Genomic DNA, 19601 nt, shown 5'->3' with positions numbered 1-19601 from the left:
GAGACGGCAGTATCAGCACATGGACATTACCGGAAACGCCGCCAGTGGCGTGGGAGTCATCGACAAAGCGGCTCTGGTGCTTGATGCACTGGAGGCCGGACCAACCACCCTCGCACAGCTGGTGGCCGCCACCGGGCTGGCGCGTCCCACGGTGCACCGCCTCGCCGTCGCGCTGGCGCACCACCGGCTGGTGGGCCGGGACATCCAGGGCCGCTTTGTCCTGGGCGGGCGGCTGGTGGAGCTGGCCTCGGCGGCCGGCGAAGACCGCCTGATCGCAGCGGCCGGACCGGTGCTGCTGGCCCTGCGCGACGCGACCGGGGAAAGCTCGCAGGTGTTCCGGCGCCAGGGCGAGTGGCGGGTGTGCGTGGCATCCGCCGAACGTCCCATCGGCCTGCGGGACACGATTCCGGTGGGCACGCAGCTGTCCATGAAGGCGGGGTCCGCGGCCCAGTGCCTGCTGGCCTGGGAGGACCATGACCGGTTATTTGAGGGCCTGCACAATGCCCGGTTCACGCCCACTGTGCTGGCCGGCGTACGGCGCCGCGGCTGGGCCCAGAGCCTGGGCGAACGGGAGCCGGGCGTGGCGTCGGTGTCCGCTCCGGTGCGCGGCCCGTCCGGACGTGTCATTGCCGCCGTGTCCATTTCCGGGCCGATCGAACGGCTGACCCGCCAGCCTGGGCGCATCCACGCCGAGGTGGTAACCCGGGCCGCGGCACAGCTTACCGAGGCCCTGCGGAAGAGCACAGACTAGCCTTACGCTGGGATTCTCCGATGCCGAGGGGAATCCATGAAACGGCTGCGTTTACTCTGGAACATCATCCGCACCACCGGCGCCCAGCGGGTGATCACCGGCTTCCTGTTTGCGGTGGCCGGAGCGGGGCTGGTACTGCCGCGCGTCGAGCCCGACATCGACACCTTCGGCAACGCCCTGTGGCTTCTCTTTGTCTCGTTTACCACCATCGGTTTCGGAGACTTTGTTCCGGTGACCTTCGCCGGGCGGCTCATCACGGTCTTCATTTCGCTCTACGGCATCCTGGTGGTTGCCCTGATCACCGGCGTCATTGTGGGCTACTACAACGAGATTCTTCGGGCCCGGGCAAATACCAGCCTTGATGAGCTCATCAACGAACTGGAGCAGCTGCCGGACCTGTCCCGGGAGGAACTTCTTACGCTGGCGGAACGGATCCGCCGCCGGCATATCCTGCGCTAGCTGGCGATGGGAATCCTAGCCGGCAAAGTGGTCCCAGCCGGCCGTGCGCGGCGCCTGTCCCCCAAAGGTGACTCCCCCGCCGTCGTGCACGGTTCCCACTTGCTCGAAGCCCTTCGGCAGCGCAGTGCCGGCCGGGAAGGCCGCCAGCAGGCCGTGATCCTCCCCGCCGCCGAGCACCCAGTCCAGCGGATCCGCGCCCAGCAGCGCCGCTTCGCGCTGCAGGCGGGCGACACGGGGAGCCAGGGCGACGGGGTCCAGCTCGATGCCCACAGCCGAAGCACGCGCCATCCGCCCGGCATCGCGCACCAGTCCGTCGGAAATGTCCAGCATGGCAGTGGCCCCGGCGGCGGCGGCCAGCGGCCCCATCCGCAGCGGCGGACGTGGCCGGCACTGAGCCGCGACAAGGCTCTGGAGCCCCTCATCCATGTCTGTGTAGGCTATGTTGCCCTCCAACGCTGCCAGCCCGCCGGCGGCCAGCCCGAGCTCTCCGGCAACGGCCACCACGTCCCCGGGACGGGCACCGGAGCGCAACACCGGGCTGCGGCCCTTCAGGTCTCCGGTTACCGCGGCGGTCACCACGATCTCCCGTCCCCGGCCAAGGTCTCCGCCGACGACGGAGCACTCCTCCGCGCCCAGGGCGGTGATAGCGTCCGCCAGGCCGTCAGCAAGGTCCTCCACCCAGGCCACGGGCGTGCTGCCCGGCAGGGTCAGGCTCACCACCAGGGAAGTTGGGACAGCGCCCATGGCGTTGATGTCCGAGAGGTTCTGCGCCGCGCACTTCCATCCGACATCAAAACCGCTGGTGCGGTAGCCCGAGGGCCACTGAAGCCGGAAGTCAGCGTCCTGAACCAGAGTGTCAATGGAAATGACGGTGCGGGAATCCGGTGCCGCGATGACCGCTGCATCGTCCCCGGGGCCCAGCAGTGCCTTTGGCGTGCCCAGCCGTGGAAAGATTCGGGCGAGGAGGGATTTTTCGTCCAGGTCCGCCACTATCTGCGCGTTAGTGGGCACGGGTTTCCTTTGGATCAATGGTGTGAATCGTGGCCGGATCTACGTAGGAAATTTACCACGGCGCTCTTTGCCGGCACGGAGTACGCCTGCGGATGAGCGGGTCCTCCTCCCGGCAACAAAAAAGCCAGTTCCGGAGAAACTCCGGAACTGGCTGAATTGGTGACCCCAGCGGGATTCGAACCCGCGTTACCGCCGTGAGAGGGCAGCGTACTAGGCCGCTATACGATGGGGCCGTGTACAAGCATTCTGCCCCTAAAGGCATCATGCTTCCTTTGCTAAATGTAAATTAAGCTCAATAAGCTTTTCACACTTACTGCTGATCTTCAAATTGATAATTACTTATCACTTGATAACCGCTGGGATACCAGGACTCGAACCTAGAATGTCGGTACCAGAAACCGATGTGTTGCCAATTACACCATATCCCACTGTGCTTTTTCGGCCACTTCGAAGAACTTTTTCCCCGCTGCAACCCCTCAGCACGAGATATAACTATACACGGGTTCCGGGGAAGCACAAAACGCCTCCAGGCACGCTCAGCGCGGCATCGGCTCCGCTGTCAGCTCTCGATCAGCGCCGCCACTTCGCTGAGTGACTGCACGGTATGAAACCCGCCGCGTGCGGGTCCGCCGCTGTCCCGGCGCACGGGGAAGGACTCCCGGCCCGGTCCAACCAGATTCCCTGCAGGCCGGCGGCGCACGCTCCCTCGGCATCGACGTGCAGGTTATCCCCCACATACAGGGTGGTTGCGGGCTCGGTGCCGAGCAGGCGGACCCCCTCGAGGAAGATGGCCGGGTCGGGTTTCGCTGCGCCCACGGTGTCGATGCCCACCAGGACTTTGATCCGCTGCAGTCCGGCGGCATCGAGCTTTGCCCGCTGATAGTCGTGGACGTTGTTGCTCACCGCCCCATAGGGGATGCCCCGGGCGTCCAGCTCCCCGAGGAGCGGAACGACGTCGTTGAACGCGCGAAAGTGCAGGGGCAGCATCGCTTCGTAGGAGGCGTTCCAGGCTGCGGCCTCGTCGTCGTCGAGCAGCGGCTGGCCGGTGGCCTGCTGGGCGTGCTGCATCCGCAGGATGCGCTGATCCGCGAAGGACAGCTCGCCGGCCAGGTACCGGTCATAGTAACCTTCCGGGTCCGCGGTGAAGAGGGCCTCGTAGGCCGTCCAGTCATCTGCGCCGAAGTGCGCCAGATCCTTGGACCCGAGCGACTGGAGGGTGGTGCCCATGGCAGCGTGCAGGTCCACGAGGGTCTCATCAATATCGAAGAGCACCCCGCGGACCTGCACGCGGTTCGGCATGGAACCAGCTCGCGCTGCGGAAGGCATGCAGCCGGGCCAGTGAGGAGTCCTTGCCGAGGATCACCATGGATTCGAACAGCGGCGGCGAAATACGGCGGCCGGATACGGCCGTGCGGACCGGGCCGAAGGCCAGGCGCGGCTTGATGCCCATCCCGTCGACCAGGGCGGTACGCAGTGCGGCCTGGATGTTCTCGGCGCTCCAGTCCTCGACCGGCTCCAAGGCTGCAAGGGCTGCGTCCAGGACCTCGGTGAGGTTGGCGGGCAGGCCCTTCCGTGCGTCGTCGGCCACGTCAATGGCGTCGTCGGACTTGAACAGGAAGCCGAGCATGTCCGGAGCTTCGCCCAGCAGGGTGATGCGCTCCTGGACCAGCGGTGCGGCCTCGGTGAGGATTTCCTCTTCCCGGGCGGTCAGGGCCTCCCCCACCAGGCCGGCCTGCTGCAGGTACGGCACCAGGCGGTTGCGGAAGTCCTCGGGGTCCAGCATGCGCACGTGGGTGCCGTTGATGGCCTCGGCCTTCTTCAGGTCGAAGCGGGCCGGGTTGGCCAGCACGTCGTGGATGTCGAACTTCTCCACCAGCTGGTCCACGGTAAAGATGTCCTCGTCCGCGGACAGCGACCATCCCAGCAGTGCGAGGTAGTTGAGCAGGCCCTCCGGGATGAAACCGCGTTCGCGGTGCAGGAAGAGGCTGGACTCCGGATCGCGCTTGGAGAGCTTCTTGTTCCCGCCGCCCATAACGTAGGGCAGGTGGCCGAAGAGCGGCATGTACTGGGCCACTCCGACGTCGATCAGCGCGCGGTACAGCGCAATCTGGCGGGGTGTGGAGGAGAGCAGGTCTTCGCCGCGCAGCACGTGCGTGATGCCCATCAGGGCGTCGTCAACCGGGTTCACGAGGGTGTAAAGAGGGCGCCGTTGGCGCGCACGACCACGAAGTCCGGAACGGTACCGGCTTTGAACGTGATTTCCCCGCGGACCAGGTCATTGAAGGTGATGTCCTCGTCGGGCATCCGTACGCGCAGGACCGGCTGCCGGCCCTCGGCCTTGAAGGCTTCGATCTGCTCGGGGGTCAGATTGCGGTCATAGTTGTCGTAGCCGAGTTTGATGTCGCGGCCGGCGGCCCGGTGGCGGGCCTCAATCTCTTCGGGTGTGGAGTAGGACTCGTACAGATGCCCGGCGTCCTTGAGCTTGGCAATGACGTCCTGGTAGATCTCGCCGCGCTGGGACTGGCGGTACGGTTCATGCGGTCCGCCGACGTTGACGCCTTCATCCCAGGTGATGCCCAGCCAGTCGAGGGCGTCCAGGAGCTGGAGGAAGCTCTCTTCGCTGTCGCGGGCGGTGTCGGTGTCCTCGATGCGGAACACCATGGTGCCGCCGGTGTGCTTGGCATAGGCCCAGTTGAACAGCGCGGTCCGGATCAGGCCCACGTGCGGGGTTCCGGTAGGTGAGGGGCAGAACCGCACGCGCACTGGCGTGTTGTCATCGACGGTGGGCAGGTCGGCAAGTGAAGGCAGGTTAGTCATGATGCTTCCCAGTTTAGTCTCTTGCCGCGCTGCCCCGGACGGCTACAGACTGTACGTCAGCAGCCAGAGGAAGACCCCGCCGCCGGCCAGCACGCCCGCAGCGGCTGCGGCAGCAGTTTGCCCGCCGCTCCGGCGTTCCCTGATCAGGACCCCGACGCACAGACCGGCGACGGCGGCAGCCAGGACCGTACCCGCGGCGCCCGGAAACAACAGGTAGAGAAGGACCGGGAGTACGACGGCGGCCGCTGCGTAGGTAACTTCCGCCCAGTCCAGCCGGACAACCCTGGTGAACGCCGCGGTGATGGCATAGGCGGCGATCATGCCGAAGACGACGGCGGCCAAGCCCTAGGCCCGTCGGTCCAGCGGATGATGCGAAGCACCACAAACGCGGCCCCGAACGCGCCGAGGATTACCGGGGAGGCACCGAGCCGGTTGATGCCGCGCCGCAGGTCTCCGCGCTTGTCCAGGACCGTGACCATGGCCCACGGGAACAGCGCAACGAGTGCGGCCGCTCCAGCACCCCAGAGCAGGGCGGTGGCGCCGTCGTCGTTCAGGAAGGGCGCTGCGAACAGGGCGGCGGCCCACACGGCTCCGGGCGGCAAAGGCGCCGGACCAGGGCGGAGTTGCGCACCGGTCCGGCGCTGGAGCTGCTCATGCTTTAGCTGCGTGCCGTGTTCGAGAGGCGCCCGATTCCTTCAATGGAGACGTCGTAGCGTTCTCCGTCGGAGATCAGGCCCACGCCTGCCGGGGTTCCGGTGAGGATGACGTCTCCGGGCAGCAAAGTGAACGCCTGGGACACGTAGGATACGAGCTCCTTGACACCCCAGATCATGTCACCGGTGTTGCCGTCCTGGACCAGCTGGCCGTTGAGGTAGCCGCGGATGGCCAGGTCGTCCGTATCCAGCTCGGTCTCGATCCAGGGACCGAGCGGGCAGGACGTGTCGAAGCCCTTGGCCCGGGCCCACTGGTTGTCCGTCCGCTGGGCGTCACGGGCCGTGAGGTCATTGGCACAGGTGTAACCGAAGATGACCTCGTCCACCCGGTCCAGCGGCACGTCCTTGCAGATCCGGCCGATAACGACGGCGAGTTCGGCCTCGTAGGAGACCTCGTCGGAGAAGGACGGCAGCACCACGGGGTCGTTGGGACCTATCACCGAGGTGTTGGGCTTGAGGAACATCAGCGGTGCCGGGGGAACTTCACCGCCCATTTCGGCTGCATGGTCGGCGTAGTTCTTGCCGATCCCCACTACTTTGCTGCGCGGAATGATCGGCGCAAGGAGCCGGACGTCCTCGAGCTTGTGCCGCTCCCCGGTCAGCTGGACGCCGGAGAAAAACGGATCGCCCTTAATGACGGCTATTTCTTCACGGCCTTCGTCCCCGTCGACGACGCCGAACGCAGGGTCACTGTCTTGTACAAATCGAGCAATACGCATGAGCACAAGCCTAGTAGACGATTCGAACCTTAGGAGAGCCCTCGAAGACGTGTTACTGAACCGCATACTTGTCGTCTGCGCGCAGAAAGCACCTGCATGCCGCACGCTTCACGCTTCACGCTTCACGCTTCACGCTTCACGCTTCACGCTTCACGCTTCACGCTTCACGCTTCACGATGACCAGATTGACAGGGCCCTCCGATATGCCGCTTCCATCTCGGACTCAGTGACCTCGTTGGTCTGAACTGCCGATGGCAAGGCCGCCTCAAAATCCGAACGGCGTGGGTCGTCGTGCTGGAGTATTCCACAGTTGTCTAGGCTTAGCGCATCAAAAATGGCTAAAACTCCAGGTAAATGCTCTGACCTATCTTCAGAGTCTTGTGTAAGAGGGCGCATGTGGACGACATTCCATCCGGCGCGAATATCATGGGGCATATTAGTCGGGCCACTTGTGGCAGCTGGCCCGAGTTGCAAGAAGACCATCGAACTCTTCAAATTCTTGCTGATTTCGACTGCCCATTCACGGTCGTCAACCCGCACCATGTGCGTGGACGAACCACCTGGAACATCGTATAGCCATCCCCGCCAGGAGGAATGCAAAGAAGTAGCCGAGCGGTCGAAACTGGCGTGCAGTGAGGTATTAGGCAGGTCGAGTCCCATACCAGCAATTGACAGTAGGTTTTGCCAAGATCTGGTGCTGATCCCCAACTCAGACGTCTCTATCACATAGCTACATCCGAAGGCCGCAATTACCCTTTCCAATTCGTCCTGAGCGTAGATAAACCAAGAACTTCCGCTCCACGTTGCCTCCGGTTGCATATGGCTTATTGCCCAACCGAACGGCCGTAGCTGTTTGAAAGACGCTGAATCAGTAACAACCACAATCCGAAACTCTAACGATGCCTGCTGCAGACCGTACACTGCCTCGACAATCGCTCCCGCCGCATCCTGACACTCACTGAAAAGTGGGAGCAATACGACGGGAAGCGAATTCCTTCGGGCCACAGACAGCCCAACACCGCCATCAATGTTCAAGCTTGCCTTGACAAACGGCGTACGTACGTCAGGATAACTCCGGACAACGCGCGAGAGGACCGTTTGCGACGCCCCTCCTTCAGAACCGTTTTGACCGAGTGGCAAAGTTGCAATCATTGAAATTTAACCTTTAGCTAGCTCAGATATATGTCGCGCCGCACTCCGCGCACCGTTAGCGAATGAGACCCGATTCAGTGCTTCCTGGAAGCGAGCCCGATTACTATTTTCTCCCAGTTGTTCGATGGCCTCCGAGATGGAGACCGAACCGCCTGGTCCCGCAGCAAGTCCAAGTCCCACATCGTGGGCGTAGCGAGCACGGCCGATCTGATCATCTGTAATGGTGTTCGCGTTGGCGATCCATAGGGCCGGAACCGAATAGGCTATCCACTCATGAAAAGAGTTATATCCTGTTGCTGAAACTACGAAATCGAACGCTCGAGCGACCTGTGCTAAGGGATACATCGAAATATTCTCGACGCCATCGCTGACGCCACGATTATCTGCAATAAGCGGGCTGGTCATAAAAATTCGCCACGTCTCGGGGAGCCCCTTGACTGCCATGATGACTTCTTCTACATCGTCGTCTATCTTGTTTATATTGCCGGCACCAAGCGTGATCAACATGACGTTCTCATCTGGATCTATATCCAGAAGGCCCCTTGCTTGGCTCCGCTCCAATATTTCGTCAGAGTCCAACACGATAATCGGATCGACCTTATATGCATCAGCCGCTCGACTAGTGGCACCTTGGTCATACGGGGAAGCAACATCCCCTGGCTCTATAACGGAATCAAATCCCGTATTTCGGACTAAAGACGTTGATGCAGTTTCCGATCGCCACATACCTCGTCTCATCCACACAAACTTCGCATCATAGTTCGTGACAGCCCGCGCAATACCTTGGTAAGGCCAGGTTCCGTCGAACACGACGACGTCAGGGCTTAGCCGCTCCAACGACTCCATGAACCGTTTACTGAAATACTGATTCCATTGCGTACCGTCAACAAGCAAGTCACCCTTAGACGGAATATACTCGAAACCGTATCCGTACTGTGCCACTACGCCACAAGCCTGTGACATCGACACAAAGGTCGCTTCTATATCGTCATCAAGGCGACGCGCCACTGCCAGCAGCCGTGTCAAATGGCCCATCCCGGCACCGTTGCTTGTCACAAAACAAACACGGGGCTCCGGTGACCGCGTTCCTTATGCGAGCTGGCCGACGGTTGAGTTGCAGGTGCCCCGACCCCGTTGTCGTTGTAGTTTTCACTCGACTTGGTGGCGACGGGTGAGACGCCGAAAGCTAAGAGGGTGCCGTTACTTTCCGAATACGTTCGCTCTTGAAACGACTGCTTTGCGTACTCTATAGAACCTTTTGCGGCCTCCATCTGGTCGGCGCTTTCAAGGAACAGTTCCAAAGCATCCACTTCAAAATAAGAAGCTGCAGGGCCGAAGTAAGGCTGAAGGGTCCGTGGAAGCACCAGAGGAACGCCAAGACGCATACACGCGTACACGTCGTCCTTCCATGTTTCTGACGTGAGCATCGTTGTGAGTACGACGTACACGGACAGAGAAACCAAAAACCTGTCGCGGTCTCCTGTGACGAAAGGAAAGCCTACTAGGAGATCGTTTTCACCCTTTCCGGTCTGCAATTGGGTCGGAACACGTGTTCGCGCGTACAACGCTTTGCCCGCAACCTCGCCAACTCGCAGCGCGAAGCTTTTCAACTCCTCAATTGTGACGCGACTATATTTTGACATTGCTGGTACGCCTATTCGGGTAGGAATAGACTCAGGATGGGCAATCTGGCCCTCAACTTCGGCATCGCAGGCGTGAAAGTTCCAGAGCCCCACATATTCACCAGTCTTAGCGCTCACTGCCTGCTGTTCCGCGGCGGTTACTGCCATAAAGGAAAACCCGGAGTCGCAATACGGTGCAACCATAGACTCCAGCTGATCAATAGAAAGCTTCTCGAATTTTTTATTCTCAAGGACCATCCAAGTCCATTGAGCCGAGAAACTCCCCTGAGATCTCTGGCGATGAACAGATCGGGGTTATACACAATGGCCAGTTGAGTCTTACAAACGTCCCGATGACCGAGCAGGGGAACACCCAACTCAAACGCCATCTTGACCAAAGAAGTGTTTCGATATCTGTCCGGACGCGATCCCTGCCCCAACGACATTAGCCCTACTGATAATCCCTTTGAGAGTAAATTCCGTAAATCGGATCGAATATCCAGACCGGGGGACTCACTGACATCTAGGGCTACAACGAGCAGCACGTCGAAGGACCCCGGTGTCGCTCGGCTACTAAGATTCATCATTCTGGAGTCCAAACGGGTTCGTGCCTGACAGAGGAATCAGTATCTCGTTTTTCCAAGAGCTCGCGTAGCACGGTTAAGTCGTTCAATATTCTAAGTTTCAATTCTACTGTCGCTCGCCGTTTCACGTCGTCAGAACTAAAGTGGTTCCGCAGAGTCTTGGTTTCCTCGCCAAGCCTGGCCACAGCACGCTCCGCCTCACGAATCAAACCACCCAACTGACGAACCCTGGCCTCATTCTCATCAAACTTCACACGCTGCACCTCACCAAACCCAGCCACAGCACGCTCCGCCTCACGAACCAAACCACCCAACTGACGAACCCTGGCCTCATTCTCATCAAACTTCACACGCTGCACCTCACCAAACCCAGCCACAGCACGCTCCGCCTCACGAACCAAACCACCCAACTGACGAACCCTGGCCTCATTCTCATCAAACTTCACACGCTGCACCTCACCAAACCCAGCCACAGCACGCTCCGCCTCACGAACCAAACCACCCAACTGACGAACCCTGGCCTCATTCTCATCAAACTTCACATTGTATGCAGCGTTATGCTCCCTAATAAGAGCGACCAGATTCTGATGTTGTTGGCGCGCCGAGAGAGCCATTCCAAAGATGGCCCTGAGTATCAGCGCGCCGGAAACTCCTACAAAACATACAAATACTACGAATGCAAATACCCCAGGAAAGAAGATTAGGGACACGAGCGTGAAAATACACATGATCAGGAGGAAAGAATAATACTTCCATGTCTGAAACACGAGGGATTTCTGTCTATCAACCAATTGAAACCCGTTACAGACGCGATGCGTTGGTTCGCCCCGAAACTACACCACGGGTATCGAAGAAGAACTTTGCAGATTCGGCAAGGTTATCAACGTCGTAATCACGGTGATTCTGCATCAATACAACGATGTCAGCATCTTCAACCGCATCGCCGAGATCGGAAACCCTCCCGATCTTGCGGTCATCTACAGTCCACTCGGATACCCTCGGATCATGAAAATGCACGTCTGACCCTTTTGCATCAGAAGACGGGCCAACGGCAGCGCCGGTGATTCTCGCTGATCTGCAATATCAGGCTTATATGTGACCCCCAGAAGCAGCACGCTAGAGCCTTTCAAAGCCTTGCCCTGATCGTTTAACAGACTTTGAACGCGCTCCAGTATGTACCGTGGCATCGAATTATTGATCTCCTCCGCGAGCTCCACGAACCTGAACGGATACCCCAACAACTTGTTCACCTGGTGGCTAAGGTAGTTCGGATCGATGGGGATGCAATGCCCCCTACCCCGGGTCCTGGGTAGAACGCATGGAATCCGAAGGGTTTAGTTTTCGCGGCATCAATGACATTCCATAGGTCAATGTCCATTTCATGGCAGAACCGGGCCATTTCATTGACTAGGGCTATGTTGATATGCCTGTAGGTGTTTTCGAGGAGCTTAGAAGTCTCAGCCTCCTTAGAACCACGGACACAAACAACCTCATCAATGAAACCCGCATAAAGATCTGCGGCAGACTTTGTGGAAACCTCACTCACCCCGCCGACTACCTTGGGCGTGTTCTTTAGTGAGAACGTTTTATTTCCAGGGTCAATCCGCTCAGGTGAAAACGCCAGCCAAAAGTCAATGTCAAGAGTCAGACCAGAGCTCTGGAGGATTGGAAGAACCAAATCCTCTGTAGTGCCAGGATAAGTAGTTGATTCCAAGATGACTGTTACCCCAGGGGACATGTTGGCCGCTATATCCTTCGAGGCTCCGATTACCGCACGAAGGTCGGGGCTTCCCGCCTCGCCAAGAGGTGTCGGGACGCAGATTACGACATAACGTGCACCCTTGATGACGGACGGGTCTGTTGTAGCCTCATATCCTCTTTGGCACATAAGCAGGAGTTCGTCATTTGTGATGTCGTCGATATGCGATAACCCAGAGTTTAGGTTTGCAACAGTCTCATTGTTGCGATCAAGGCCAGCTACTCTTAGGCCCGACGAGGTCGCCGCCTGGGCAAGAGGCAAACCCACATATCCCTGTCCGACAACTACAAGATCCTTCATTGGCAGCCCTTCTTATTTCATCTGAACTTGGCACCTTTGACTTTTGCTCAGCCGACCAGCGCATGTATGCACGGCCGCCGACCACATAGGACAAAGGCGTAATTAATCGGTGTTGGAACGCTTATAAAAGGTTTCAGAATGCCGCCGGTGCTGGCCCTGAAGCTAAAGGGATGTTCATGAGTGTTCGGTCGTGTAACTATATCCTAAAGCAGCTTTCAACTACAATGATGCGTGCCTTGGCTGCCGGTGACGCACCACTGCCCTCGGCTCTTTCATGGATCGAAACCGTCTTGAGCGCTACGAAGCGTAGGTCACCAGATTGGCACATGAAAGTAATACTGACGCATGAAGAGGCGGAGGCTGGTTAGCCTGGGTGATCTTCATAGCTGTCTCGTAAACACGACTGTCCCAAGGCCCCAAAATCGACCAACGGCCAGCGACTGCATCGTATTTTCCGTAGCCGGCGGTACCGTCGATATAGCTGGACAATGTTCCCGTCGCCGCTGCGCTAAGAAAGGTGTTTGCCATGCCTTGGAGGTCTCGTGCTGTAACTTCGATTCCAAGCCGATGAGCCTCGACAGCTGCTTCCACGGCTAGTACAGCATGTGACATATCCTCCATCCTGGGGTTTCCTTTCCGCCAGGACCTCCACCGAGATAAATTACCACCGCTGTGTCCACGATAGTTATGGAGCGTCGGTATAAAGTATGACCAAACCAGACATTGCCGGCCATCTAGATTTCGGGAAGAGAGCCCCATCATAAACGTTCTAAGCAGCTCGGTTGCGCGCAGTGTATATGCCTCCCTCCGCGTAATCCGGTGAAGGATTAGAAAGCAGAGTGCCATGCTCATATTGTGATTCTGCGGAGCATCTGTACCTTCGAAGTCGGTGGGGGCATCGGCAGGAATTATATAATAGCCGTTGCCGTCTTCGACGCGGTAGTCTGAATCATATACTTCTAACGCAGCTATTGCCGCCTCGACGTAACTGTCCGAGTAGCGGCCATACACTGCATAAAGCTCGGGGTCGCCGCTCACAATTTTGCTAAATTCAAGCATCGCTAAACAAATTTGGGAAACGTGTATTGCCGGGGCATAGTACTGTTCAACTAGACTATAGACACCTGGCCCACTCAGGCTCTTCACGCAACCGTCGTGGGATATGACAGCTGCTGCTTGGGGTGACTTCCAATGCTGTTCGGTCAGAATCTTATTGAGATTATTATCGGTACCGGCCCAAACGCTCACATTTTCGAACGACACAAGCGCGGGCTCTTGAGGACTCGACAGAAATGATATGTCGAGCGTTCCACCTTCCTGCTGAATGTTCTCAACGCGAACGTGTTCAGCCTGCTTGGACCGAATTTCTAGGCATGGTCCCTCAATCGCGCCACATCTAAACGAAATCAGATTTGTGGTATAAGGCCGACCAGACCTCCAGACTGGGCCAGACCGCCCGAGGTAATCGACCGCTCCTCGTACTTCGTCACGGGCAAGTAGTAGTTGCTCGCCTATCCCGATGAACCCTCGCAGATATTTATGATCCCCGGTCTTCTCATAGATTCGAAGATAGGACCTGCCCACCAGTGACGCGCCCCAGGACAGCGAACCGCGGTGTTCTTCCAACGCGTTGGATCTATACATGCCTGATGGGTGGAAGCTCGGAAACATTGCGTCTAGGTAGTTAAAACATTCCGTGGTGTTGTATTGCCTCTGCGGATGGTCCCTGTCAATAGGATGCTGAGGTTGGTCATTGTCCTGCAAGGGCTATACACTCCCGTGGATAGTTGGTGGTAAATACATCGTATACACGCTGATGGTCCCTACATGCAACTGAGTATGGTTCTGCTCTCTATCGGCCCGATGCGCCTATATGGAGATGCAATGCTCAGCCAGGAAATCGGTGACACTTGTCGGGACAGAAACCCGAGGCATTGCATCTACCCAACAACCGTGGGAGATGCGTTGGCTTCTAGAATTGCGAGGAATTCTTCCACTTCCCTGTTCTTTGCAGCCATTACGGGTCCGATCTCGAAACTACGGAACGCCTCTTCCTGTTCGCCTGTCATTTGAGGAATGTAATTCAGCATCCGGTCCGTGGTTTCCTGCCGATACTTCTGAGGGACCATAGTCTGTAGTGACGGTCCGTACCAGCCCTGGGTGAATGACACATTCCATGTTTTCGGCGCCACCCGCTTTTGCAGTGCCAGCAGCAGTGGATCCCTACCGGCATAATTCATCATCGCTGCGGCAAGTATTATTTCGAGACGGATAGGGGCATCGGAGAGGTAGTTGCGGATGGCCCGGTTGGCCATCATCCGACTCACCTCGGACTCGGACGGCCAGTTGCCGGACATTGAGGCCTCGATAAGCGACTTCCGGAAGCACTTCACGCAGCTCATGCAGGGTTTACCCGCAAGACCTCGAACACATGACTGCGCGAGGTGACCAAACTCGGATTGGAGTGCAATTGACGTCGTGCACATCTCGCTGAGCCCGGCGACACAGTTGTAGTAGTCGATGCCAACACTATGGAAGATGGTTTGCCACTGTGTGAACACCCCGCGCTTGGAGTAATCGAGGAAGGCGGCGCCACCCGTACGGTAGGCCGCCTCTGCAATTGTGCCAAAACCAATTGCGTCTAGTTCGAACAAATCGGCCAGGAGAAGCAAAGGTACCGCCGGAGAAGGGTCTATCGCGAAACCGACAGGCTCACGGACCCACTCCAGGTCTGATTCGACGAGGAAGGTGTCCTTGCCGGCGGCATTCATTTCTTTGATGGCGTGCAGCGGGGCGTCCGCTTTGTAGAGGGTGCGCCCGCCATTGGGCGGCGCGGTTCTGCAAGAGAAGACCGGAACGGTGTTCTCGGGCATGATCGCGAGAGCAGCGATTGAATCGACTCCTCCGGAGAAAGCCAAGCCCGGTCGCGCGTTTTCTCCTGTCGTGCGCTTCTGGATGCGATCTGATACGTTGGCAATTTCGATCTTCGATGCTGCCTTGACTGTGTCTGCGAATCCTTGGCTCACGGCAAAGGATAAATCCAGACGCTTTCCAATCCATGGATAGAAAGTGATCAGCCCGGCGAGGGCCAGAAGATCAGGGTGCACGCTTTGCTTATTGAACCCTTTAGGAAGGTTGAACGTCACCGTCTTGCGCGCGAGTGTAGCCTTTCCTGCCGACTCTCGGTCATCCTCCGCCAATTTGACACTCATAGTCATGTCAGCGTCTATCTGTGTCATATCGATGTGCATTTAGTTATCCTAGCTGCAACTCTCACGGACGTGGTGAACGCGTGCGATAGGTGAGCGGGATCCCCGTGTAGGAGTCCAGTTGGCATGGGCCACTATAGGTAGTCCGGTTTTACGTGAGTTTCGTGTTCGAGAATGGACACAGGAGGAAATTCACGAATCATGGCACGCAGACACTCACCCAAGCAGGTCATTGCCAAGTCCGTCAGGGCCAGAAAATGGACACCTGCTCATGGAGGTCGTCAAGGATACTGCAAACCAGAGAAGGGGCTGCGCCGGGTTTGCTTGACTCCTGATTTGTGAGGATTCGTTCCTTGCAGCAAGGATGATCAATATACCCAAGTCTTTCCCCGCTGAGTTCCGCCGCGACGTACGTAGTCGCTGTGGCACGCAAGCATGAAGCCCCGATCTCCCAGATCGCCAAAGACTTCGGAATTTCCGAAGCAACCCTGCACAACTGGCTCAAGAAAGCCGACGTCGAGGAAGGTGCCCGTCCCGGCGTGACGGAGAAGGAAGCCGCGGAACTCCGGGACGCTAGGAAACGGATCCGTGTGCTGGAGCAGGAGAACGAGATCCTGCGCCGTGCGGCGGCGTTCTTCCCCCGCGGGCTGCGCCCAAAATAAACCCGGCCGGTCCATGACCTTGCCGCGGACGGTATTATTCCCGTCGCGGCTGTTAACGCCAACCGAAGATAGGGTCAGAAACGCCAACTGAAAACAGCGCCACCGACCATTATGGAAGGTGATCAACTTGGATAATTGGGCGGAGATACGTCACCTGTTTGCAACGGTCAAGCACGCGAAGCGTGAGATCGGCAGGATCGTGGGGGTTTCCCGCGGAACGGTGGACCGGGCACTGGAGTCGGACCGGGCACCGAAGTACCATCGGGCGTCCGGCGTTTCGAGTTTTGATGCGTTTGCTCCCAGAGTGCGGGAGCTGTTGGTGAAGACGCCGACGATGCCGGCCGCAGCACTCGCGGAGCGGGTGGGCTGGGCCGGGTCGGCGTCGCTGTTCCGGGCGAAGGTTGCAGCGATCCGGCCGGAATACGCTCCGCTGGGCCCGGCCAACCGGCTGGTCTGAGGTGTGTCAAGGATGTGAGACAGTCGGTTAGTTTTTTCTGGGTTAGGCGGCCGCGGGCAGCGGCTGCTGTGTGGTGGTGAAGCTGGCCATCGCGGTGGCCAGCAGCAGCCCAGCATTGTTAGTGTGGGGCCGCCAGCGGTTGTAGAAGACCTCGATATATCGCACGGTCGCCCGGCAGCCGTCCTGGCGTGTGGGCGAAGTTGTGGTGGTGGTAGAACTCGTTCTTCAGCGACGAAACACTGACTCGGCGACGGCATTGTCCCAGCAGACCGGTGGCATCCATGGACTGACGAACACCGTTGCCGGTGGACCAGGCACCCATTTCCCGGGAGGTACATTGAGCTCCGCGGTCGCTGTGAAAAATCGCATCTGGGGCCAAATGCCCCCGGTCCCGGGACAGCGCCAGCGCCCCGGTGACCAGGGAGGCGCGCATGTGATCGACCATCGCCCAGCCAACGACCATCCGGGTGCAAATCGATGACAGTGGCCAGATACATCCAACCTTCCCCGGTACGGAGGTCAGTGATGTCCCCGACGAGCTTCGTGCCGGGGGTATCTGAGGTGAAGTCCCGGCCGATGAAGTCCGCGAAGACCTCATCAGGGTCCGAGGGGATGGTGGTGCGTTTGAACGCGGGCATCCGCTTGGCGGGCCAACCGTTTTCGGCCATGATCGCGGCCACTGTGCCCCGGAAACCTCCACGCCGGCGGCGGCGAGTTTGGTATGCACCATGCGGTGGCTGAGGATCCCGTCCGAGGAATCGAACATGGTCTTGACCTGCTCTGTCAGCTCCCGGTGCCGAGCAGCGGTCACCGATTCCTTCTGGTCTAACCAGCGGTAATACGAAGCCCGGGGATGCCCAGTCGGGAGCACATCCAGGTGAGAGGAAATTCGGCGTTATTCTCCTGAACAAGCCGTTAGAGGGTTTCTACCGTTGTTCTTTGGCGAAGAACGCCGACACTTTTTTAGGAAATCATTCTCCCTTTCGACTTCCCGCGGCCGTGCCTCCAACGCCTTGTATTTCGCGGGTTCCGCCGGATCATCGGGCTGGCCGTTAGCCCTGGTTTCGCCTTCCCGATGCAACTGCACCCACCGCTTCAGTGCGGTCACGGAGATACCCAGCTCGGGAGCTACCGAGCCGGGTGAACGGCCAGAGGAAATGACGAGATTAACGGCGTCGGACTTGAACTCATCGGAATATGTAGAGCGGGAAGACACAATCCTTTCAAACTATGTCTCACATCAGTAGTACACCTCAGTAGGTGATGTCCCCGACGAGCTCAGTGCGGGGGGAGTATCTGAGGTGAAGTCCCGGCCGGTGAGGTCCGCGAAGACCTTATCCGGGTCCGAGGGGATGGTGGTGCGTTTGAACGCGCATCCGCTTGGCGGCCAAACCGTTTCCTATTCGTGGCCTGGCTCGCGTTTTCCTGCTTCCGCATCGTGATCCCGTTGCGGGACCAGACCGCGCCGTGTGTGTTCGCGGCGTTTCTCGTGGGCTTTATCCGCGCGGATCCGGCCCTTTGATCCCTCGATCCATTCCTCGATTTTGGACAGGAACGGATCGGTGACCCGGCTGCGGGCATCGGGTTCAGCAATCGGCCGGCCAACGTCCCGGGCGGCGACGTGTTTGGCAACGGTGTGGTGTAAGCAGCCCCTGAGCTCCGCGGTGGTCCGCAACGATCCGGTCAGATCGTAGGCAGCAAGGATTTCCATGATTTCTCCGTCAGACTTCATATAAGGGCCTCTTCCTTGTTCGTTATTGGTGCGCTTAGACACCTTCACCAAACCCCGGGAAGAGGCTCCCACCGCTCAAGACGCGGTCGGTTCAGTAAGGAAGTGGGCAGATCTCATGGCCTCCGGTAGGCAGTTTTGCTGACCGTCTATGGGCAGTTTTCCATGACCGCTAACACTCGGACTGCTGACGGGGGCAAAGCCTGTACTGGCTTTGCCTCCGGGAGGGACGCGATGCGGCCAAGACACATGGGCCTCTATTTGGTGGTCTCGGGCCGCTTTGCATTGATGTCCAAGATGGCCCGGAACTGTTCAACATCGTCCTTCTTGGACTCGATTAAGGAGGAGTTATCGAAGGAGCGGAAGTCTTCGATCTGCTTGGATGTCATTTTGGGGAGATACCGGTTCGCTGCTTTGATACTGGATTCACGGTACCGTGCCGGGATAAGGTCCATGGCTGGAGGATACCAACTATGAGTGAACGAGACATCGTGTTCCTTCGCACCCACCCTTGACTGCAGGGCCAGGAGGAGGGGATCGTCGCCGTCGTAGGACGCCATCCCAGAGGCGAGGATGATTTCGAATCGGATGGGTGCTGGTTCGAGGAAAGCCTTAACGGTGCGGTAAGCCATCATCCGAGATACTTGGGCCTTGTCTGGCCACTCTCCGGACAGTGAGGCTGTTATCAGTGATTTGCGGAAGCACTTGGCGCAGGCTAGGCAGGGACGGCCAGGGATGCCGCGGATACAGGACTGGGCGAGATACCCAAATTTGCTTGTGCGGACGATGGATGACGTGCCTATCTCACTGATTCCGGCTGTGACGTTGTATGAGCCCAATCCGACTGCTTCGAAGAGATCCCGCCACCGGTGGTAAACAACGCGGTCCTTATACTCGGTCCATTTTCCCTTGCCTGTGGCGTAGGAGGACTCGGCTATGGTGCCAAAGGCGATTGAATCGAGGTTTAGCTTGTCCGCTACGAGGATCAGTGGGACGGCCGGGGCTGGGTCGACTGCAAAACCAACAGGGTCGCGCACCCACTCATGGTCAGATTCTACGATATGGACGTGCTTGCCGGCTTTGGCCATCTCGGAGATGGCATACAGCGCCACGTCCGCCTTGTAGAGGCTGTGGGCACCGTCTGGCGCGGGTGCACGGAGGGTGAAGACAGGGGCGGTGTCATCGGGCATCAGTGCCAAAGCGGCCATGGAATCCACTCCGGCAGAGAAGGATAAGCCGGGACGGGAGCCTGGCCCGGTGACGCGTTTCGGAATGTGAGCAGAGTAGTTGGGGAGGCTGATATTCGTAACAGCGTTTACGGTCTCCGCGAATACTCGGCTCACCGGAAATGGAAGATCGAGCGTATTACCGATCCATGGGTAGAAAGTAATCAATCCAGCAAGAGCCAGAAGGTCTGGGTGGGTCAGCTCCCAGTTGTACTCCTCGGGCAGATTGAAGGTGGCGGTTCTTCGGGCTAACCGCGCTTTGCCTGCCAGAGCACGGTCATCGTCGGAGAGCTCCGCGGTGAGAGCGAGCCTGTTTGTGGTTTGGGAGAGACTGATACGCATAGGACAATCGTATCCGCTATCCCGTATAGCAGCGCGATGAGCGCCGTGCCATAAATCGGTCTTTGTGTGAGTTTCGTTTCCAAAATGGA

The 19601-nt window shown here is 58.5% G+C and carries 21 protein-coding genes, 2 tRNA genes and 2 pseudogenes; 4 read left to right on the top strand and 21 right to left on the bottom strand.

Annotated elements, in window-relative coordinates; all coding sequences use genetic code 11:
* The first annotated feature begins 19 nt into the window (after positions 1–19).
* Both OL239_RS07070 and OL239_RS07065 read left to right on the top strand, forming a co-directional pair.
* A complete protein-coding gene (locus OL239_RS07070) occupies positions 20–751 on the top strand; it encodes an IclR family transcriptional regulator (RefSeq protein ID WP_268911266.1) in 732 nt (243 codons plus the stop codon).
* Between the two features lie 36 nt (positions 752–787).
* A complete protein-coding gene (locus tag OL239_RS07065) occupies positions 788–1210 on the top strand; it encodes a potassium channel family protein (RefSeq protein ID WP_268911265.1) in 423 nt (140 codons plus the stop codon).
* A gap of 15 nt (positions 1211–1225) precedes the next feature.
* On the opposite strand, the gene OL239_RS07060 is transcribed toward OL239_RS07065, so the two are convergent.
* The 16 genes and pseudogenes from OL239_RS07060 to OL239_RS06990 form a co-directional block, all read right to left on the bottom strand.
* A complete protein-coding gene (locus OL239_RS07060) occupies positions 1226–2221 on the bottom strand; it encodes a thiamine-phosphate kinase (RefSeq protein ID WP_268911264.1) in 996 nt (331 codons plus the stop codon).
* 157 nt (positions 2222–2378) lie between these two features.
* Positions 2379–2454: transfer RNA gene (locus OL239_RS07055), tRNA-Glu, on the bottom strand.
* Positions 2455–2577: 123 nt separating this feature from the next.
* Positions 2578–2649 (bottom strand) — tRNA-Gln (locus OL239_RS07050).
* A 142-nt stretch (positions 2650–2791) separates the two neighbouring features.
* Positions 2792–3493 (bottom strand): HAD family hydrolase, encoded by a 702-nt coding sequence (locus OL239_RS07045; protein WP_268911263.1) that lies wholly within the window; start codon positions 3491–3493, stop codon positions 2792–2794.
* Positions 3477–5038, bottom strand: a pseudogene (gltX, locus tag OL239_RS07040) (glutamate--tRNA ligase). The gene OL239_RS07045 and the pseudogene gltX overlap by 17 nt, the downstream one beginning before the upstream one ends.
* Before the next feature lie 42 nt (positions 5039–5080).
* Positions 5081–5380 carry a hypothetical protein gene (locus OL239_RS07035; RefSeq protein WP_268911262.1) on the bottom strand — a complete coding sequence of 100 codons (300 nt, stop codon included), beginning with the start codon at positions 5378–5380 and terminating at the stop codon, positions 5081–5083.
* Complete coding sequence (locus OL239_RS07030) at positions 5356–5625, bottom strand: hypothetical protein (protein ID WP_268911261.1); 270 nt, start codon at positions 5623–5625, stop codon at positions 5356–5358. The genes OL239_RS07035 and OL239_RS07030 overlap by 25 nt, the downstream gene beginning before the upstream one ends.
* Positions 5626–5696: 71 nt before the next feature.
* Positions 5697–6470 carry a fumarylacetoacetate hydrolase family protein gene (locus tag OL239_RS07025; protein WP_268911260.1) on the bottom strand — a complete coding sequence of 258 codons (774 nt, stop codon included), beginning with the start codon at positions 6468–6470 and terminating at the stop codon, positions 5697–5699.
* Positions 6471–6641: 171 nt separating this feature from the next.
* Positions 6642–7622, bottom strand: a complete 981-nt coding sequence (locus tag OL239_RS07020; protein ID WP_268911259.1) for a hypothetical protein — start codon at positions 7620–7622, stop codon at positions 6642–6644.
* Between the two features lie 6 nt (positions 7623–7628).
* Positions 7629–8657 (bottom strand): hypothetical protein, encoded by a 1029-nt coding sequence (locus OL239_RS07015; RefSeq protein ID WP_268911258.1) that lies wholly within the window; start codon positions 8655–8657, stop codon positions 7629–7631.
* A 17-nt stretch (positions 8658–8674) separates the two neighbouring features.
* Positions 8675–9502 (bottom strand): hypothetical protein, encoded by an 828-nt coding sequence (locus tag OL239_RS07010; RefSeq protein WP_268911257.1) that lies wholly within the window; start codon positions 9500–9502, stop codon positions 8675–8677.
* A gap of 325 nt (positions 9503–9827) precedes the next feature.
* A complete protein-coding gene (locus OL239_RS07005) occupies positions 9828–10595 on the bottom strand; it encodes a hypothetical protein (protein ID WP_268911256.1) in 768 nt (255 codons plus the stop codon).
* Positions 10596–10629: 34 nt separating this feature from the next.
* Positions 10630–10845 (bottom strand): UDP binding domain-containing protein, encoded by a 216-nt coding sequence (locus OL239_RS19445; protein ID WP_329609375.1) that lies wholly within the window; start codon positions 10843–10845, stop codon positions 10630–10632.
* 229 nt (positions 10846–11074) lie between these two features.
* Positions 11075–11887 (bottom strand): nucleotide sugar dehydrogenase, encoded by an 813-nt coding sequence (locus OL239_RS19440; protein WP_329609374.1) that lies wholly within the window; start codon positions 11885–11887, stop codon positions 11075–11077.
* Positions 11888–12184: 297 nt separating this feature from the next.
* The gene (locus OL239_RS06995) at positions 12185–13135 is read right to left on the bottom strand and encodes a hypothetical protein (RefSeq protein ID WP_268911255.1); all 951 of its coding nucleotides are present in this window, start codon (positions 13133–13135) and stop codon (positions 12185–12187) included.
* Between the two features lie 692 nt (positions 13136–13827).
* Entirely contained in the window at positions 13828–15138 is a 1311-nt protein-coding gene (locus OL239_RS06990; protein ID WP_268911254.1) for a DUF6395 domain-containing protein, read from the bottom strand.
* Positions 15139–15469: 331 nt separating this feature from the next.
* Here OL239_RS06990 and OL239_RS06985 point away from each other — a divergent pair.
* Together OL239_RS06985 and OL239_RS06980 are read left to right on the top strand one after the other, a co-directional pair.
* A pseudogene (locus tag OL239_RS06985) lies at positions 15470–15755 on the top strand (transposase); the annotation flags it as partial.
* Positions 15756–15885: 130 nt separating this feature from the next.
* Positions 15886–16215 (top strand): hypothetical protein, encoded by a 330-nt coding sequence (locus OL239_RS06980; protein ID WP_268911253.1) that lies wholly within the window; start codon positions 15886–15888, stop codon positions 16213–16215.
* A gap of 42 nt (positions 16216–16257) precedes the next feature.
* Here the strand turns inward: OL239_RS06980 and OL239_RS06975 are convergent, their stop codons facing one another.
* From OL239_RS06975 to OL239_RS20065, 5 genes are all read right to left on the bottom strand, one after another.
* The gene (locus OL239_RS06975) at positions 16258–16380 is read right to left on the bottom strand and encodes a hypothetical protein (protein WP_268911252.1); all 123 of its coding nucleotides are present in this window, start codon (positions 16378–16380) and stop codon (positions 16258–16260) included.
* Entirely contained in the window at positions 16334–16678 is a 345-nt protein-coding gene (locus tag OL239_RS20075; protein WP_442864240.1) for a hypothetical protein, read from the bottom strand. The genes OL239_RS06975 and OL239_RS20075 overlap by 47 nt, the downstream gene beginning before the upstream one ends.
* 432 nt (positions 16679–17110) lie before the next feature.
* Positions 17111–17431 carry a transposase gene (locus OL239_RS20070; RefSeq protein ID WP_442864239.1) on the bottom strand — a complete coding sequence of 107 codons (321 nt, stop codon included), beginning with the start codon at positions 17429–17431 and terminating at the stop codon, positions 17111–17113.
* 183 nt (positions 17432–17614) lie between these two features.
* Positions 17615–17947, bottom strand: coding sequence for a hypothetical protein (locus OL239_RS06970; RefSeq protein WP_268911251.1), 333 nt, complete (start codon positions 17945–17947; stop codon positions 17615–17617).
* 254 nt (positions 17948–18201) lie between these two features.
* Complete coding sequence (locus OL239_RS20065; protein WP_442864285.1) at positions 18202–19512, bottom strand: DUF6395 domain-containing protein; 1311 nt, start codon at positions 19510–19512, stop codon at positions 18202–18204.
* Between the last annotated feature and the right edge of the window lie 89 nt (positions 19513–19601).

Origin of the sequence: Arthrobacter sp. ATA002, from assembly GCF_026898095.1 — a bacterium.
Lineage (GTDB): Bacteria > Actinomycetota > Actinomycetes > Actinomycetales > Micrococcaceae > Arthrobacter_B.
The sequence above is the reverse complement of the archived record's forward strand: the minus strand, read 5'-3'. Positions and strand labels throughout refer to the sequence as shown.